This window comes from Ruegeria sp. CJ9, assembly GCF_056536625.1.
The window spans coordinates 149,294-162,908 of the sequence record NZ_JBQFPY010000001.1 but is presented as its reverse complement, the minus strand read 5'-3'; the positions used below and the strand labels follow the sequence as shown (position 1 = coordinate 162,908).

The window sequence follows — 13,615 nt, the reverse complement described above, 5'->3', positions numbered from 1 at the left end:
CGAGGATTGTTCAAAGGAAGTGAATTCCCGTTCCAATCATGGCCATGATGGCCAGAGTTGTTGCCATCCCAAATTTAAACTTAAAAATCAATAGCCCAGCCAATAGTGTCAGGATCAGAGCGGCAGGATCCAGGCTGGCTGGATCGGGCCTGGGGATGGTCACCGGACCCCATGACTGTTGGGGAATAGTCTGAAACAGAACGTTCAGGCTGAACCATACTGACAGGTTAAGAATCACACCTACCACAGCGGCAGTAATCCCATGCAGCGCGGCGGACAACCTTGGACGGGTCGCCAATTGGTCCAGATAGGGGGCGGCCAAAAAAATCCACAGAAAACACGGTACAAATGTGGCCCAAAGGGCAACCACTCCAGCCGCAATCGCAAACGGCGCCCCGCCGTTGATTTGACCGGTCAACATGGCGACAAACTGTGTCACCAGAATCAACGGCCCCGGAGTCGTTTCGGCCAGACCCAGCGCGTCGATCATCTGATCTGTGCTGACCCATTGATATTTTTCAACCACGGTCTGGGTCATATAGGCCAGAACGGCATAGGCCCCGCCAAACGTGACAACGGCAAGGCGAGCAAAAAACCAGCCCAGATCGCTCAACAGTTTTTGTCCCGCCAAGGTCAATGCCAACAGTGGCCCCAGCCACAGAACCAGCCAAATTGCGGCGGTGCCGAGCATTCCTTTGACCTTTGGGGCAGGGGGTGCATCTGCGGTGGTGACCTCGCCGTTAAACGTGACATAGCCCCAGATAGCTGCCGCCAGAATGATCAGCGGAAAGGGAAGGTTCAGCGCGAAAATCGCAAGAAAACCCAACCCAGCGATCGCACGGTGTTGCGTATCGGTCAGCGCTTTGCGCGACAGGCTCCTAAGGGCCTGAAGAACGATGACAATCACAGTCGCTTTCACACCCAAAAAACCAGCCTGCACCACTGGCAGGTCGCCAAACGCAGCATAAAGCCCCACGAGAATGGCGATGACAAACGCACCCGGTAGTACGAAAAGGGCACCTGCGATCAACCCGCCGGTCACACCACGCAGACGCCAACCGGCATAAGTGGCCAGTTGCATGGCCTCGGGGCCGGGCAGAAGCATGCACAGGGACAAGGCGCGCAGATAAGCCTGTTCGTCCAGCCACGGGCGTCTCTCGACCAGTTCCTGGTGCATCAGTGAGATTTGCGCGGCAGGCCCTCCGAACGACAGCAACCCGATGCGGCCAAACACCCGGACAAGGTCTGAAAGGGATGGCGTCATGATTTGCGATCCGTTGGCCAGTCGTGCCCCTCGTCAAACCCGTCCCGCGCCCAGCGGTACAGTGCGTCATACAAGTGCAGCCCTGCCTCGAGGTTTTGGTGATCGTCGCGGTACTGGCGTGACAAGCCGACAGAGATTGCCAATAGCCCGGCGGCTTCGGGGGCGAGATCATGGCGATTGGTGTCGGCGGCCCGAACGACCGTGGCTAATCGGTCAAGCGCCGGCATGCGCAGCTGAAATTCGTCCAGCATGGTGTCAAATGTGCAGCGATCCTGTCTGTGGGACCAAAACGTATCCTCTATATCGAACGGCGTTGCGTCAAAGGCCTCGGCGGTGGCTTGCACCTCGGACGGTGCCACGAATAGAAACTGCGCGTCCGGGTCGACAAAGCGGCGGATCAGCCAGGGGCATGCGATCCGATCGATTTTGGGCCGGTGACGCGTGACCCAGACGGATCGACCTCCCTCGTGCCATGGTACGGCCGAGGCTGGAACCCGCGGCGCGTCGGGCATTTCCCGCCAGCCAAACATACCACCTTCCAGGTATTCCGCCACACAACCTTTGCTGCGCAGCCAAGAGACAACCCCTTGGCTAAGCTTTTTGCCCTTTTGGCAAATGATGACAGCCGCACGGTCGCCAATCTTTTCGGCGATCCCGTCGATATCTTTGGCGGAATGACGCAATGAGCCGGGGATTAGATAGGGGTCAGCTGTGAAATCCTCATCGAGACATATGTCGACCAAAACCGGAGCCTGTGGCGTTCCGATTAGGCGCATCAGCTGTTTAGGTGTAATTGAATTGGGCGCAGGCATAGCATGTCTCCTGTTTTGGGCGGATACATGCGAAACTTGGGCTGGCGCCTCACGGGGCGTTCGCAATCTTACCCCATGATCTTTGCTTACGGCTAAGCGCCAAAGGGGTCAAGATTGCCTGAACCGTGTTACGCCCAATCTAGCCTTTGACCTGTCATGCAGACAGGCAAAGTGTCTTGCGGAAACTGCCCGAGTTGTTCGAACAAAGAGATGAAGTCGAATTGGTTATAAGCCTCGACCATGCGACCGTCCTTGACCCGCGCGAACACACTGCCCGTGGCCTTTAGTGGAGCGCCATTGTCGGCCCGCGTCGTGCTGACATGCAAAATGGCAGAAACCCAGTCCCCATCTTCGACGATCTTTGGAATTTCAACCTTGATGTCCCCAAGAACGTGACGAAATGCCATGACCAGATCGCGGAAATCATCCGCGCCGACTTGCATTTCGGGGATCAACCCTTCGGCCATCGTATCAGCGCTAAAGTACTGATCTATCGCATCAAGGTTCCCGTTTTCCCAAACCTCGGAATACCATCCTTTGACGACATCTGTATGGGACATCCCGACTCTCCTTTTTCTGTCGGGGTCAGCATGAGACCAAAGGGTGAATAAACTCTGAACGTGAACAAGATCAGAGATAAACCGCAGACATTAGGGAGAAAATGCAGGTTTCTGTTGCCAGGTACCTGCGAACCCCGCCTTACGCGGCTAGGCGCAAGGACTTAAGTTTCGGTCTTGTTACTGCTTACGCAGCAACTGCAACCGGAGCACGATTGTCGTTTGCAATTGTACTATTTTCGCCGGTAACGGTGGCAGACAGCCGAGACAAAGCTAACCCCTTTAGACGTTCGTCGATCCTATTTCGGCCCCAAAATCCTCAAACGAAGGATGGTTGGTGGAGCCGCCGGGTACCGCCCCCGGGTCCGATCCGCTTATTACGAGCGCGTTTATGTCCATAGTCCCGAAAGACATATCCTATATAGGTGAGCGCGCGCGTGGATGCAAACCAGGAATTCCAATCTACGCTTGCTTTAAAAACAGATGCTTACGCAGCCCTGTTGATGTTCGCCAAGATCAACCACAGCGCCAGGGCCAATTCGATTCCTCCGAATGTCATGGCTTTGATGAGTGGCGGATTGTCAAAAATGACCGAGACAAACCTCCCAAGCGCCGCGCCCGCATAAACAACGCCCAACATGGCATAGGCCATGGGATTGTTCAGCCACAGCACCACCGCGCCGGTTACGACAAATAGCCCACCGACTGATGCACGCATCTCGCTAAGACCCATGTTGCTGTCGGTTGGTGTCAAATCCAATGAGGCCGCAGTGAACGCGGGCGCCAGAAAACCGAAGAGGCCAAAACCTATGGTCAAGAGGGCGGCAATTACGTTCAGAGCTGTTGTCATCTGTCCCTCATCAAGCAGGTTTACGATGTTGCTGGGCGACATCCTGGGCCAGCTTACGGGTGTATTCTTCTAGCTCAACTAGTTTTGCATCTACCTTTGCCGCATCCCTTTCTTCCAGCGCATCGGCAATCTGATTGTGCAAGGAGATGATTTGTTCACGCGATCGGGCGGTGAAGGTGATCATGTTCATCAAGGGCTGCATGGCCTCGACAGCGCCGGCCAACTGGTAAGAGAGCACCGGGTTGTCGGCACCATCTACCAAGGCCCGATGGAATGTGACGTCTGAAGCGCAAAAGGCCTCATCCGAAAGCCCAGGCTGTGCCTGACGGAAAATCTCGGCCCGCATGGTGGCCAGTTGATCCGAAGTACGGCGTTGCGCAGACAAGGGCGCGCAGGCGCGTTCCAACGAAAATCGGGCCTCGCAGGCAGTATCAAAGCTGACCGCATTCATCGACAACAACAGTGTTGAGGTCGTGATTTGCTGCGAATACGCGTCCTCAAAGCTGATCCGATTAACAAAAGCCCCCCCGCTGGCGCCCCGCTGCGTTCGGATCAAGGATTGCGCGGCTAGACGTTTCAATGCCTCGCGCACCGTGGGGCGTGAGACCTGAAACTGATCGGACAGTTCTGCCTCGGACGGCAAACGCTCATCCACGATCAATTCACCCGAGATGATGGCATCACGGATGGCCTGCGCGATTTGCGCAGACAAATCGGCGGGTTTTCGTGGGTCGATTTTCATATTCCGGGGACCGTTGGTAAGATTTTATTTGTCTGACATTTAAAAGTCTGACATTTGAATTGCAAGGACTGAGTCGGGAGGGACGCATGAGTCGCGCAGTTCTACGCAGCGGTTTGTGGCTTGGGTTTTACAGCCTGATTCTGTGGGCCTGGTGGATGATGTTCACCATGAGCCGCGGAATGGATCTGGATTGGATCGGGCGCCCCGGCCCAATGGGGCAAGCGATGGCCGCCATGGATCCGCGCATGGATATGTACATGCCGATGTCCGAATTTAGCCCGCTGTTCTGGATGTGGGCCATCATGATGGCCGCAATGATGTTGCCGACCCTTGTGCCGACCTTGCGCAGCTATGATGACCTGATCCACAGCGCAAATGGCACACGAGCTGGTTGGCTGGGCGTTCTGGCGGGGTATTTCATCGTCTGGGTCGGGTTCGCGGCGCTGATCACGGGGGTTCAGCTGGTTTTACTGTTCGGTGGCGTTGTCGACATGCTGGGCATCGCCAAATCCAGCTTTGTGGCCGGTGGTTTGATGATCGCAGTTGGCGCTTTTCAGTTCACCCGCGCGAAAGAGGTCTGCCACGGAGTTTGCCACGCGCCCGTGACCTATTTTCTAGTTCATTGGAAAACCGGTTTCACAGGCGGGTTGCGCATGGGCCTGGGGCTGGGTGCTTTTTGCGTCGGATGTTGTTGGGGCTTTATGGCGCTGGGTTTCGTTGGAGGCGTCATGAGCTTGCTTTGGATGGGGTTGGCGACTCTGTTCATGGTTTTGGAAAAATTGCCTCAGATCGGTCACGCAGTGACGCGACCAATGGGGTTTGCTCTAGTTGCAGGGGGAATTCTCCTGTTGATCTATCCCTTTATTTTCGGAGGATAAGTATATGGCTAAGAACAGAAAACCTGAAGCCGACAGGTTGCCTATCAGCCAACGTATCGACAGTCGTATGCCAAATCCCAAGCGGCGTGAGATGAGTCCGACTGATTGGGTCATCAAGGGAGAGTTGATCCTCAACTGCTCGTGCGATGTGTTTTGCCCTTGCGTTGTATCACTGGGGGCGCATCCTCCGACCGAAGGGCATTGCCACGCGTGGATGGGGGTCATCATCGATGAAGGCCATTACGAGGGCGAGGACCTGTCGGGTTTGAACGTTGGTCTACTGGTCGATATTCCCGGTCGCATGGGCGAGGGCCAGTGGAAAGTCGCGGCCTATGTCGATGAACGCGCTAGCGGCAAGGCCTATAACGGTCTGCTGCAAATCTTCAGCGGGCAGGCGGGCGGTACAACTGGTCTGTTCACCATGCTGGTCAGCGAGATCATCGGGGCCGAGCGGGCCCCTGTCCAGATCGAACGCGATGGCAACAAGCGCCGTATCGTAATCGGTCGCAAGATTCAGGGCGAGATTGAGATGTTGGCGGGTAAAGACCCCGAGCATCCGGTGATGGTTTCGAACTCGAAATACTGGATGGGACCGGATATCATCGTAGCGCGTGGAACCAAATCCAAGGTGCGTGATTACGGCCGCGTCTGGGATTTCGGCGGTAAATCGGCCGAGATTTGCCCGATTGACTGGCATGGACCAAAATAATGATCACCGGGGCCTATGCACAGGAAATGGCGCGGTATAATCAATGGCAGAACAGCCAGTTGTCCGCTTTTCTTCAAGACCTGACGCCCGAGGAGTTAGCGAAAGATCGCGGCGCTTTTTTTGGCTCGATCATGGGGACTGCTAACCATCTTTTGTGGGGTAACTGGATTTGGATTTCGCGTTTTGATCAGGGCGATGGTCCAGGTGGCGGCATCCCGGAAAGTGTGTCTTTGTGCGCTGATCTGGTCGAGTGGTTGCCGCTGTGCAAAACAGTCGACGCCCGCATCTCCAATTGGGCTGGATCGCTTGAAGAGGACCTTCTGACTGGTGAATTCACGTGGCTCTCGGCGGCAAAAAAAGATGACTTTACATTGCCTTACGCGCAATGCGTCATACATATGTTCAACCATCGGACCCATCATCGCGGGCAATTGCACCAAATGCTGACCGAGACCGGATCAGCCGCTCCTGTTAGCGATTTGGTGTTTATGCCAAAGGAGGTTTGAATGCCGCAAATTTCCTTATCCCGCCGGTTGCGGCGCACGCCCTTCTCAGACGGTGTCGAGGCTGCGGGAGTTAAAGCATACACGGTCTATAACCGCATGTTATTGCCCACAGTTTTCGAAAGCGTCGAGGCAGATTACAGGCATTTGAAATCCCACGTTCAGGTCTGGGATGTTTCCTGTGAACGGCAGGTTGAGCTGCGCGGCCCGGATGCGGGCAAATTGATGCAAATGCTGACGCCGCGTGATCTTCGGGGGATGCTGCCGGGGCAGTGCTTTTACGTGCCCATCGTCGATGAAACCGGTGGGATGCTGAACGATCCTGTGGCGGTGAAGTTGTCCGATGATCGTTGGTGGATTTCCATTGCTGACAGTGACCTGCTTTTTTGGGTCAAAGGGGTCGCCAACGGTTATCGGCTGGATGTTCTGGTGGATGAACCCGACGTGTCGCCCTTGGCGGTTCAAGGGCCCAAGGCGGATGACCTGATGGTGCGCGTATTCGGGGATCGCGTGCGGGATATCCGGTTTTTCAAATTCGATATGTTCGAATTCGAAGGGCGTGACCTGGCCGTGGCTCGGTCGGGTTATTCGAAACAGGGTGGGTTCGAGATCTATCTCGAAGGCACTGAGATAGGCATGCCATTGTGGAACGCCCTTTTTGCGGCGGGTGAGGACCTACAGGTGCGGGCGGGCTGTCCCAACCTGATCGAGCGGATCGAAGGTGGTTTGCTGTCTTATGGCAATGACATGACCGACGACAACACGCCGCACGAATGTGGTTTGGGCAAGTTCTGTAATACTCACACCGCGATTGGGTGTATCGGTCGGGATGCATTGTTGCGTGTGGCTAAGGAAGGCCCGGTACAGCAGATTCGTCCAATTGCGATTGAGGGCGACGCAGTACCGCCCTGCGACCGACCGTGGTCTGTGTTCGCAGGTGGAAGGCGTGTGGGGCAGGTGACCTCAGCCGCGTGGTCCCCGGATTTCGGGACGAATGTCTCAATTGGCATGCTGCGATTAAGCCACTGGGAAGCAGGAACGGTTGTCGAGGTTGAAACACCAGACGGCATGCGCCGCGCCACAGTGCAGGAGCGTTTCTGGATCTAAGGGAGGGTTTGGGCGTCGCCCTCGTCGCTACACGGCGCACCCGAACTCATTCAGCCAGGCGTAGAATGGCCTGGCGCTAGGAAAACGAAAGGAAATCGGATGTTCAATGCATTGGTGATGGAAAAGGATGAAGAGAGCGGCTTGGCCAGCCCCTCGGTCAAGCAGTTGTCTCTGGATGATTTGCCAAATGGTGACGTGACCGTGGCGGTCGAGTATTCGACGGTGAATTACAAGGATGGTTTGTGTACGTCGCCGAAGGGTGGCGGGCTGGTGCGCAACTACCCACATGTACCGGGTATTGACTATGCCGGGACCGTCGAAGCGTCATCAGATGACCGCTATAAGCCCGGTGACAAGGTAGTTTTAACCGGCTGGCGCGTGGGTGAGGCGCATTGGGGCGGGTATTCGCAAAAAGCCAATGCGCTGGCCGATTGGTTGGTGCCCTTGCCCGATGGCTTGGATGCGCGCCAGGCAATGGCTGTAGGCACGGCCGGATTTACTGCGATGCTGGCTGTGATGGCGCTTGAGGATCACGGAATGACACCCGATCACGGGCCGGTTTTGGTAACCGGGGCCGCAGGTGGGGTCGGATCTGTGGCCACGGCCATTCTGTCCAATCTTGGCTACGAAGTGGCGGCTGTTACCGGTCGGCCCGAGGCGGGGGATTACTTGAAATCTCTGGGGGCCAGCACAATCGTCCCGCGGGAAGAGCTGAACGAAACCACCAAGCGGCCTCTGGAAAGCGAAAGCTGGGCTGGCTGCGTTGATGCGGTCGGAGGAGAGATGCTGGCGCGCGTCCTGGGGCAGATGAAATACGGCGCCTCGGTCGCGGCTGTGGGGTTGGCGGGTGGTGCTGCTTTGCCTGCGACGGTCATTCCATTCCTTCTGCGCGGCGTAAATCTGCTGGGCATCGACAGCGTGATGCAGCCTTATGAAAATCGCGTCCGGGCGTGGCAACGTATCGCCACCGATCTGCCGATGGATAAGCTTGAGGCAATGGTTCAGCCAGCAACCCTTAACGATCTGCCGCAACTGGGCGCCGATATTCTGAAAGGTCAGGTCAAAGGCCGCGTCGTCGTTGACGTAAACGCCTGATCGGAAAAGCTTCCTTCAGACCCGCCGACTAGGATGTCGGCTGGTCTGTTTGGTATTTAATCAACCGAAAAAATGCTGAAGACACCTCTGGTCAATGGAGCATTTCCACAGCATCATTGCTATACATCCCAATTGCGATGGCTTAGAAGCCATGCAAACAGCACCTGAATACGGGGAGTGAGCAGCATGTCTGACGATTTCGAACTGGATACCGATGATCTGAAACGGCGCATGGAAGGCGCCATGGCCAACCTCAGAACCGAATTCGCCTCGCTTCGGACCGGGCGGGCGTCGGCCTCGATGCTTGAGCCGGTGATGGTGGATGCCTATGGCTCAATGACTCCGATCAATCAGGTTGGGACGGTGAATGTACCCGAACCGCGCATGGTGACCGTCAACGTCTGGGACAAGGGTCTGGTGGGCAAGGTTGAAAAGGCGATCCGCGAAAGCGGGCTGGGGATCAATCCGCAGCTGAACGGTACGATCATCATGCTGCCGATCCCGGAACTGAACGAAGAACGCCGCCGCGAATTGGGCAAAGTTGCCGGGCAATATGCTGAACACGCCCGTGTCTCGATCCGGAATGTGCGCCGCGACGGGATGGATCAAGTCAAAAAAGCCAAAGCGGACGGTATGTCCGAGGATGATCAGAAATTCTGGGAATCCGAGGTTCAGGACCTGACCGATGAGATGATCAAATCTGTAGACGCCGCGCTTGAGACCAAGCAGGCCGAGATCATGCAGGTCTGAGACAGGGAATGCTCAACACCCCTCATACTTCGCCCGCGCTTGGGCCGCGCCATGTCGCTATTATCATGGACGGAAATGGTCGCTGGGCGCAGGCGCGTGGCCGGCCAAGGCTGTTTGGACACCACGCCGGGGCGCGGCGCGTGCGCGAGGTGGTTGAGGCTTGCCCGGAACTTGGAATCAAATACCTTACGGTTTTTGCCTTTTCGACCGAGAACTGGAAACGCACGCAGGCCGAGGTTGCCGGGCTGATGAGCCTATTTCGGCGCTACATCATCAAAGAAACCCGGACTCTGAAGGAAAATGGTATCCGGGTTCGGTTCATTGGGGATCGCGTTCGATTGGACGCCAAGCTGATTGCCTTGATGGACGCGCTGGAAGAAGAAACCAAGAACAACGATTTGGTACACCTGACGGTCGCCCTGAATTACGGCGGTCGGGATGAGGTTGCGCGGGCCACCAAACGTCTTGCGCTGGACGTTGCCGAAGGACGGTTGCGCCCCGAAGATGTTGATGAAGAAACTCTGCCCAAGTATCTGGACACGCATGTTCTTCCTGATCCCGATCTGGTTATCCGGACCAGTGGTGAGGCGCGGATATCCAACTTTCTGCTGTGGCAATCGGCCTATTCCGAATATGAATTCATCGACACGCTCTGGCCGGATTTCACAGCGGCCGAGCTGGAACGGCTGTGTCGCAACTTTGGCTCTCGCGAGCGCCGGTTTGGGGCAGTGCGGGTATGAGCGACGGCCGATGGTCTGACCTAAGCGCCCGGATTCTGTCCGCAGCCGTTTTAATTGCCATCGGTTCGGTCGAGGTTTGGCTGGGCGGCCTTTGGTTCGAAGCATTCATCGCAATTGCCTGCGGTTTGATGACCTGGGAGCTGGTGCGGATGATCGACCCGGACAAGGTCGGCGTGCGCGTTCAGCTTGGCATTCTGACCGGAGTGGCCGTCTTGATCAGCTACCACGTGCCGCCGCTTTTTAAGCTTCCGGTTCTGGTGGCTCCGGCTTTGGTTGGGGCGGGGCAGGTCGGTCGTTCGAAAACGATTTATGCGCTATTTGCCGTCTGGATTGCGGCATCTGGTCTGGGCTTCATCTCTATCCGCGAGACGATGGGCTTTGGCTGGATGGTTTGGCTGATTTCGGTGGTCGTGGCGACGGATGTCGCCGGGTATTTTGTTGGCAAAACCTTTGGGGGCCCTAAGTTCTGGCCCAGGGTCAGCCCCAAGAAAACATGGTCGGGCACTGCCGGAGGCTGGGCCGCAGCAGCCATCGTGGGGGCTGTTTTTGCGATCTATGCCGGATTTGGGTTCATGTTTGTTGTGATTTCGGTTTTGGCCTCGATGGCCAGTCAAGCCGGAGATATCGTCGAAAGTGCGACCAAACGGAAATTTGGGGTCAAGGACAGTTCGAACCTGATCCCGGGACATGGCGGATTTCTCGACCGGTTTGACGGGATGATGGGGGCGGCCTTGTTCGTTCTGATCGCGGGTTTGATTTACTCCCCCGGGGGCATGTAATGCGCAGAGTTTCCATTTTCGGCGCGACCGGATCGGTCGGACAGAACACAATCGACCTGATTGACCGGAATCCGTCGGCCTATGACGTGGTGGCATTGACCGGCGGTGCAAATATCGAAAAGCTGGCCGACGATGCACGCCGACTGCAGGCTGATTTGGCCGTGACCGCGCATGAGGATCAGCTCGAGGACCTGCGTGCTGCACTATCCGGCAGCGGTGTCGAGGCTGCGGCCGGACAGGCTGCGCTGACCGAAGCGGCAGCGAGGCCAGCGGATTGGGTCATGTCGGCCATCGTCGGTGCGGCCGGATTACCACCGGGTCTTGAGGCATTGAAACAAGGTGCGACCCTAGCCCTGGCAAACAAGGAAACGCTCGTTTGTGCCGGACCGTTGGTGTTGGAAACGGCGCGAAAACACAATGCCCGACTTTTGCCGGTGGACAGCGAACACTCTGCCGTGTTCCAGGCGCTGGTGGGCGAGGATATGGATGCAGTTGAACGGATCATTATCACCGCCAGCGGTGGCGCGTTCCGCGATTGGCCGTTGAGCGATCTGGTCAATGCCACGGTCGAGCAAGCCTCGAGCCATCCGAACTGGGATATGGGTCAGCGGATCACCATAGACAGCGCTTCGATGTTCAATAAAGCGCTCGAAGTGATTGAAACGCGGGAATTCTTTGGTGTTTCCCCTGATCAGATCGAAGTGTTGGTGCATCCCGAATCCATCGTGCATTCGCTGGTTGGGTTCAATGACGGCGCGGTCATGGCTCATATGGGCGCACCGGATATGCGCCATGCAATTGGCTATGCGCTGCACTGGCCGGATCGGCGCAAGCTACCGGTCGAACGTCTGAACCTGGCGAAACTGGGTCAGTTGCGCTTTCAGGACCCGGACGAGACCCGCTATCCAGCGCTGCGCCTCGCCCGTAACGTGATGCAGCGCGGCGGTCTGTCAGGTGCGGTGTTCAACGCCGCGAAAGAGCGGGCGCTGGACCTGTTCATCGCACGCCGGGTCAGTTTTCCAGAGATGGCCCAGATCGTTGAAAGTGTATTGGACAGATTTGAGACGTCAGACGGCCTTCTTGATGCCTCTTTAACCCTTGATAACGTACTGCAAACGGACCATCTGGCACGTAAGTGGGCAGAAGAAGCCGTGATGCAGAAAGCAGGATAGAAACTTGGACGTAATCTCTCTGATCCCTCAATTCGGCAACTTGCTTTATACCATCGTTGCCTTTGTGATCGCCCTGTCCGTCATCGTCGCGGTACATGAATACGGCCATTATATCGTCGGGCGTTGGTCCGGCATCCATGCCGAGGTGTTCTCGGTCGGGTTTGGCCCTGTATTGTGGAGCCGTATCGACAAACGCGGAACACGTTGGCAGATCGCAGCCTTGCCTTTCGGCGGGTATGTAAAATTCCTTGGGGATGCCAACGCCGCATCCGGCAAGGACGAAGGCGCGATGCAGGAAATCACCGAGCAAACCCCCGAAGAGCTGCGCCGCACCATGCACGGCGCGCCGTTGTGGGCGCGGGCAGCTACCGTTGCCGCAGGGCCGGTGTTCAACTTTGCTATGTCCATTGTGGTGTTTGGCCTGATTTTTATGTCTCAGGGCGTTACGCGCGACCCTTTTACAGTCGGCGAATTGCGCTCGTTGCCTGGTTCGGTGCAGGAATTGCAGGACGGGGATGAAATCGTCGCAATTGCGGGTCTTCCCGTTCCTGATTTTGATCAGCAGGGGGCCTGGTCTGATTTTACGGATGCACTGCCTGTTGAAACGGAGTTGGATTACACGGTGATCCGCGATGGGCAGACACTGGATGTATCCGGCCCCTGGTTGTTCCCGGCGCTGATCCAACAGGTCGTTCCACGCAGTGCAGCCATGGATATCGATCTAAAGTCGGGCGACGTTATCACGGCCGTCAACGGCGATCCTATCTTTGCCTTTGAGCAGCTCAAAGAACATGTAGAAGGATCGGACGGCAAGGTTCTATTGCTGAACGTTTGGCGCGACGGGGCCGAGCTTGAATTTGCCTTGGCCCCGCGTCGCACGGATGAGCCGCAGCCGGAAGGTGGCTTTGTGACCCATTGGCGTATCGGGATTGTGGGTGGAATGGCTTTGGAACCAGCGACGGAACCCGCGGGCCTTCTGGCATCTCTTTCCGGCGGTGTGCAGCAGACCATTCGCATCGTTGACGGCTCTTTGTCGGGCGTCTGGCATATGGTGACGGGGGCGATCAGCACCTGCAACATTTCCGGTCCCATCGGCATTGCGGAAACTTCTGGCGCTATGGCCAGTCAGGGTGCTCAGAATTTCATTTTCTTTATTGCCGTTCTGTCGACCGCAGTAGGCTTACTGAACCTGTTTCCCATTCCGGCATTGGATGGGGGCCATCTGGTATTCTATGCGTATGAGGCTATTGCAGGCAAACCACCCAGCGACGGTGTACTGCGCGTGCTTATGGGGGTTGGCGTATCGTTGATCCTTGGACTTATGGTCTTTTCGGTTACGAACGATCTGTTCTGCTGATTGTGGCATCGATCACAAGAAAACGCCCCAATTCCGCCTCAATTCCAGCTTAGGTTAATAGCCGGTAATTAAACCGTGTCAGAGGTAGTTATGACAAAGGCCCTGCGTAAATCCGCCAAAAGCTTTGGGTGCTTGTTCGTGTTGAACTGGGATACATTGCTGTTCTTCGGTGTGACTGCCGTGGCAATGGGCGGTTGGGCCTATTTGATCACTATGTGATTCTTAAGACCTGTTATTGAAACTACACAAGGCGGCCGACGGGCCGCTTTCTGTTTTGGTCTTTTGACAAGGCTAAATATT

16 protein-coding genes and 1 other RNA gene are annotated in these 13,615 nt (G+C 56.4%); 11 read left to right on the top strand and 6 right to left on the bottom strand.

The features are described from left to right. Nucleotides 1-10: 10 nt before the first annotated feature. From chrA to ACR0AJ_RS00865, 6 genes are all read right to left on the bottom strand, one after another. A complete protein-coding gene (chrA, locus tag ACR0AJ_RS00890; protein ID WP_170348628.1) occupies nt 11-1,264 on the bottom strand; it encodes a chromate efflux transporter in 1,254 nt (417 codons plus the stop codon). Next, a complete protein-coding gene (locus ACR0AJ_RS00885; protein WP_480646583.1) occupies nt 1,261-2,076 on the bottom strand; it encodes a chromate resistance protein ChrB domain-containing protein in 816 nt (271 codons plus the stop codon). The genes chrA and ACR0AJ_RS00885 overlap by 4 nt, the downstream gene beginning before the upstream one ends. 128 nt (nt 2,077-2,204) lie before the next feature. Then, nucleotides 2,205-2,636: an ester cyclase gene (locus ACR0AJ_RS00880; protein ID WP_170348630.1), complete on the bottom strand. Its 432-nt coding sequence runs from the start codon at nt 2,634-2,636 to the stop codon at nt 2,205-2,207. Between the two features lie 100 nt (nt 2,637-2,736). Next, nucleotides 2,737-3,084: a transfer-messenger RNA gene (ssrA, locus tag ACR0AJ_RS00875) on the bottom strand. Between the two features lie 36 nt (nt 3,085-3,120). Beyond that, a complete protein-coding gene (locus ACR0AJ_RS00870; protein WP_170348631.1) occupies nt 3,121-3,483 on the bottom strand; it encodes a DUF4345 family protein in 363 nt (120 codons plus the stop codon). A 10-nt stretch (nt 3,484-3,493) separates the two neighbouring features. Continuing rightward, nucleotides 3,494-4,225 carry a FadR/GntR family transcriptional regulator gene (locus ACR0AJ_RS00865; RefSeq protein WP_170348632.1) on the bottom strand — a complete coding sequence of 244 codons (732 nt, stop codon included), beginning with the start codon at nt 4,223-4,225 and terminating at the stop codon, nt 3,494-3,496. An 86-nt stretch (nt 4,226-4,311) separates the two neighbouring features. Between ACR0AJ_RS00865 and ACR0AJ_RS00860 the strand changes: the two genes are divergently transcribed. From ACR0AJ_RS00860 to ACR0AJ_RS00810, 11 genes are all read left to right on the top strand, one after another. Beyond that, a complete protein-coding gene (locus tag ACR0AJ_RS00860; RefSeq protein WP_480646585.1) occupies nt 4,312-5,103 on the top strand; it encodes a DUF2182 domain-containing protein in 792 nt (263 codons plus the stop codon). Between the two features lie 4 nt (nt 5,104-5,107). Then, nucleotides 5,108-5,812, top strand: a complete 705-nt coding sequence (locus ACR0AJ_RS00855) for a DUF1326 domain-containing protein (protein ID WP_170348634.1) — start codon at nt 5,108-5,110, stop codon at nt 5,810-5,812. Continuing rightward, nucleotides 5,812-6,318 (top strand): DinB family protein, encoded by a 507-nt coding sequence (locus ACR0AJ_RS00850; RefSeq protein WP_480739849.1) that lies wholly within the window; start codon nt 5,812-5,814, stop codon nt 6,316-6,318. Before ACR0AJ_RS00855 ends, ACR0AJ_RS00850 begins: the two co-directional genes overlap by 1 nt. Next, on the top strand, nt 6,319-7,422 hold the full coding sequence (locus ACR0AJ_RS00845) for a dimethylsulfoniopropionate demethylase (protein WP_480739847.1): 1,104 nt from the start codon (nt 6,319-6,321) through the stop codon (nt 7,420-7,422). Nucleotides 7,423-7,521: 99 nt separating this feature from the next. After that, entirely contained in the window at nt 7,522-8,517 is a 996-nt protein-coding gene (gene acuI / locus ACR0AJ_RS00840; RefSeq protein WP_170348637.1) for an acryloyl-CoA reductase, read from the top strand. Nucleotides 8,518-8,703: 186 nt separating this feature from the next. Then, nucleotides 8,704-9,267, top strand: a complete 564-nt coding sequence (frr, locus tag ACR0AJ_RS00835) for a ribosome recycling factor (protein ID WP_170348638.1) — start codon at nt 8,704-8,706, stop codon at nt 9,265-9,267. 8 nt (nt 9,268-9,275) lie between these two features. Then, on the top strand, nt 9,276-10,007 hold the full coding sequence (locus ACR0AJ_RS00830; protein WP_170358372.1) for an isoprenyl transferase: 732 nt from the start codon (nt 9,276-9,278) through the stop codon (nt 10,005-10,007). Then, nucleotides 10,004-10,786: a phosphatidate cytidylyltransferase gene (locus ACR0AJ_RS00825; RefSeq protein WP_480739845.1), complete on the top strand. Its 783-nt coding sequence runs from the start codon at nt 10,004-10,006 to the stop codon at nt 10,784-10,786. The genes ACR0AJ_RS00830 and ACR0AJ_RS00825 overlap by 4 nt, the downstream gene beginning before the upstream one ends. Further along, a complete protein-coding gene (gene dxr / locus ACR0AJ_RS00820; RefSeq protein WP_480739844.1) occupies nt 10,786-11,958 on the top strand; it encodes a 1-deoxy-D-xylulose-5-phosphate reductoisomerase in 1,173 nt (390 codons plus the stop codon). The genes ACR0AJ_RS00825 and dxr overlap by 1 nt, the downstream gene beginning before the upstream one ends. A 4-nt stretch (nt 11,959-11,962) precedes the next feature. Further along, nucleotides 11,963-13,315 (top strand): RIP metalloprotease RseP, encoded by a 1,353-nt coding sequence (rseP, locus tag ACR0AJ_RS00815; protein ID WP_480739842.1) that lies wholly within the window; start codon nt 11,963-11,965, stop codon nt 13,313-13,315. Nucleotides 13,316-13,405: 90 nt separating this feature from the next. Then, nucleotides 13,406-13,534, top strand: a complete 129-nt coding sequence (locus ACR0AJ_RS00810; protein ID WP_264187062.1) for a hypothetical protein — start codon at nt 13,406-13,408, stop codon at nt 13,532-13,534. Nucleotides 13,535-13,615: the final 81 nt, after the last annotated feature.

Coding starts and splice junctions, on each gene's coding strand:
- chrA (WP_170348628.1), bottom strand. CDS start 1,264: ATGACGCCATCCCTTTCAGACCTTGTCCGGGTGTTTGGCCGCATCGGG.
- ACR0AJ_RS00885 (WP_480646583.1), bottom strand. CDS start 2,076: ATGCCTGCGCCCAATTCAATTACACCTAAACAGCTGATGCGCCTAATC.
- ACR0AJ_RS00880 (WP_170348630.1), bottom strand. CDS start 2,636: ATGTCCCATACAGATGTCGTCAAAGGATGGTATTCCGAGGTTTGGGAA.
- ACR0AJ_RS00870 (WP_170348631.1), bottom strand. CDS start 3,483: ATGACAACAGCTCTGAACGTAATTGCCGCCCTCTTGACCATAGGTTTT.
- ACR0AJ_RS00865 (WP_170348632.1), bottom strand. CDS start 4,225: ATGAAAATCGACCCACGAAAACCCGCCGATTTGTCTGCGCAAATCGCG.
- ACR0AJ_RS00860 (WP_480646585.1), top strand. CDS start 4,312: ATGAGTCGCGCAGTTCTACGCAGCGGTTTGTGGCTTGGGTTTTACAGC.
- ACR0AJ_RS00855 (WP_170348634.1), top strand. CDS start 5,108: ATGGCTAAGAACAGAAAACCTGAAGCCGACAGGTTGCCTATCAGCCAA.
- ACR0AJ_RS00850 (WP_480739849.1), top strand. CDS start 5,812: ATGATCACCGGGGCCTATGCACAGGAAATGGCGCGGTATAATCAATGG.
- ACR0AJ_RS00845 (WP_480739847.1), top strand. CDS start 6,319: ATGCCGCAAATTTCCTTATCCCGCCGGTTGCGGCGCACGCCCTTCTCA.
- acuI (WP_170348637.1), top strand. CDS start 7,522: ATGTTCAATGCATTGGTGATGGAAAAGGATGAAGAGAGCGGCTTGGCC.
- frr (WP_170348638.1), top strand. CDS start 8,704: ATGTCTGACGATTTCGAACTGGATACCGATGATCTGAAACGGCGCATG.
- ACR0AJ_RS00830 (WP_170358372.1), top strand. CDS start 9,276: ATGCTCAACACCCCTCATACTTCGCCCGCGCTTGGGCCGCGCCATGTC.
- ACR0AJ_RS00825 (WP_480739845.1), top strand. CDS start 10,004: ATGAGCGACGGCCGATGGTCTGACCTAAGCGCCCGGATTCTGTCCGCA.
- dxr (WP_480739844.1), top strand. CDS start 10,786: ATGCGCAGAGTTTCCATTTTCGGCGCGACCGGATCGGTCGGACAGAAC.
- ACR0AJ_RS00810 (WP_264187062.1), top strand. CDS start 13,406: ATGACAAAGGCCCTGCGTAAATCCGCCAAAAGCTTTGGGTGCTTGTTC.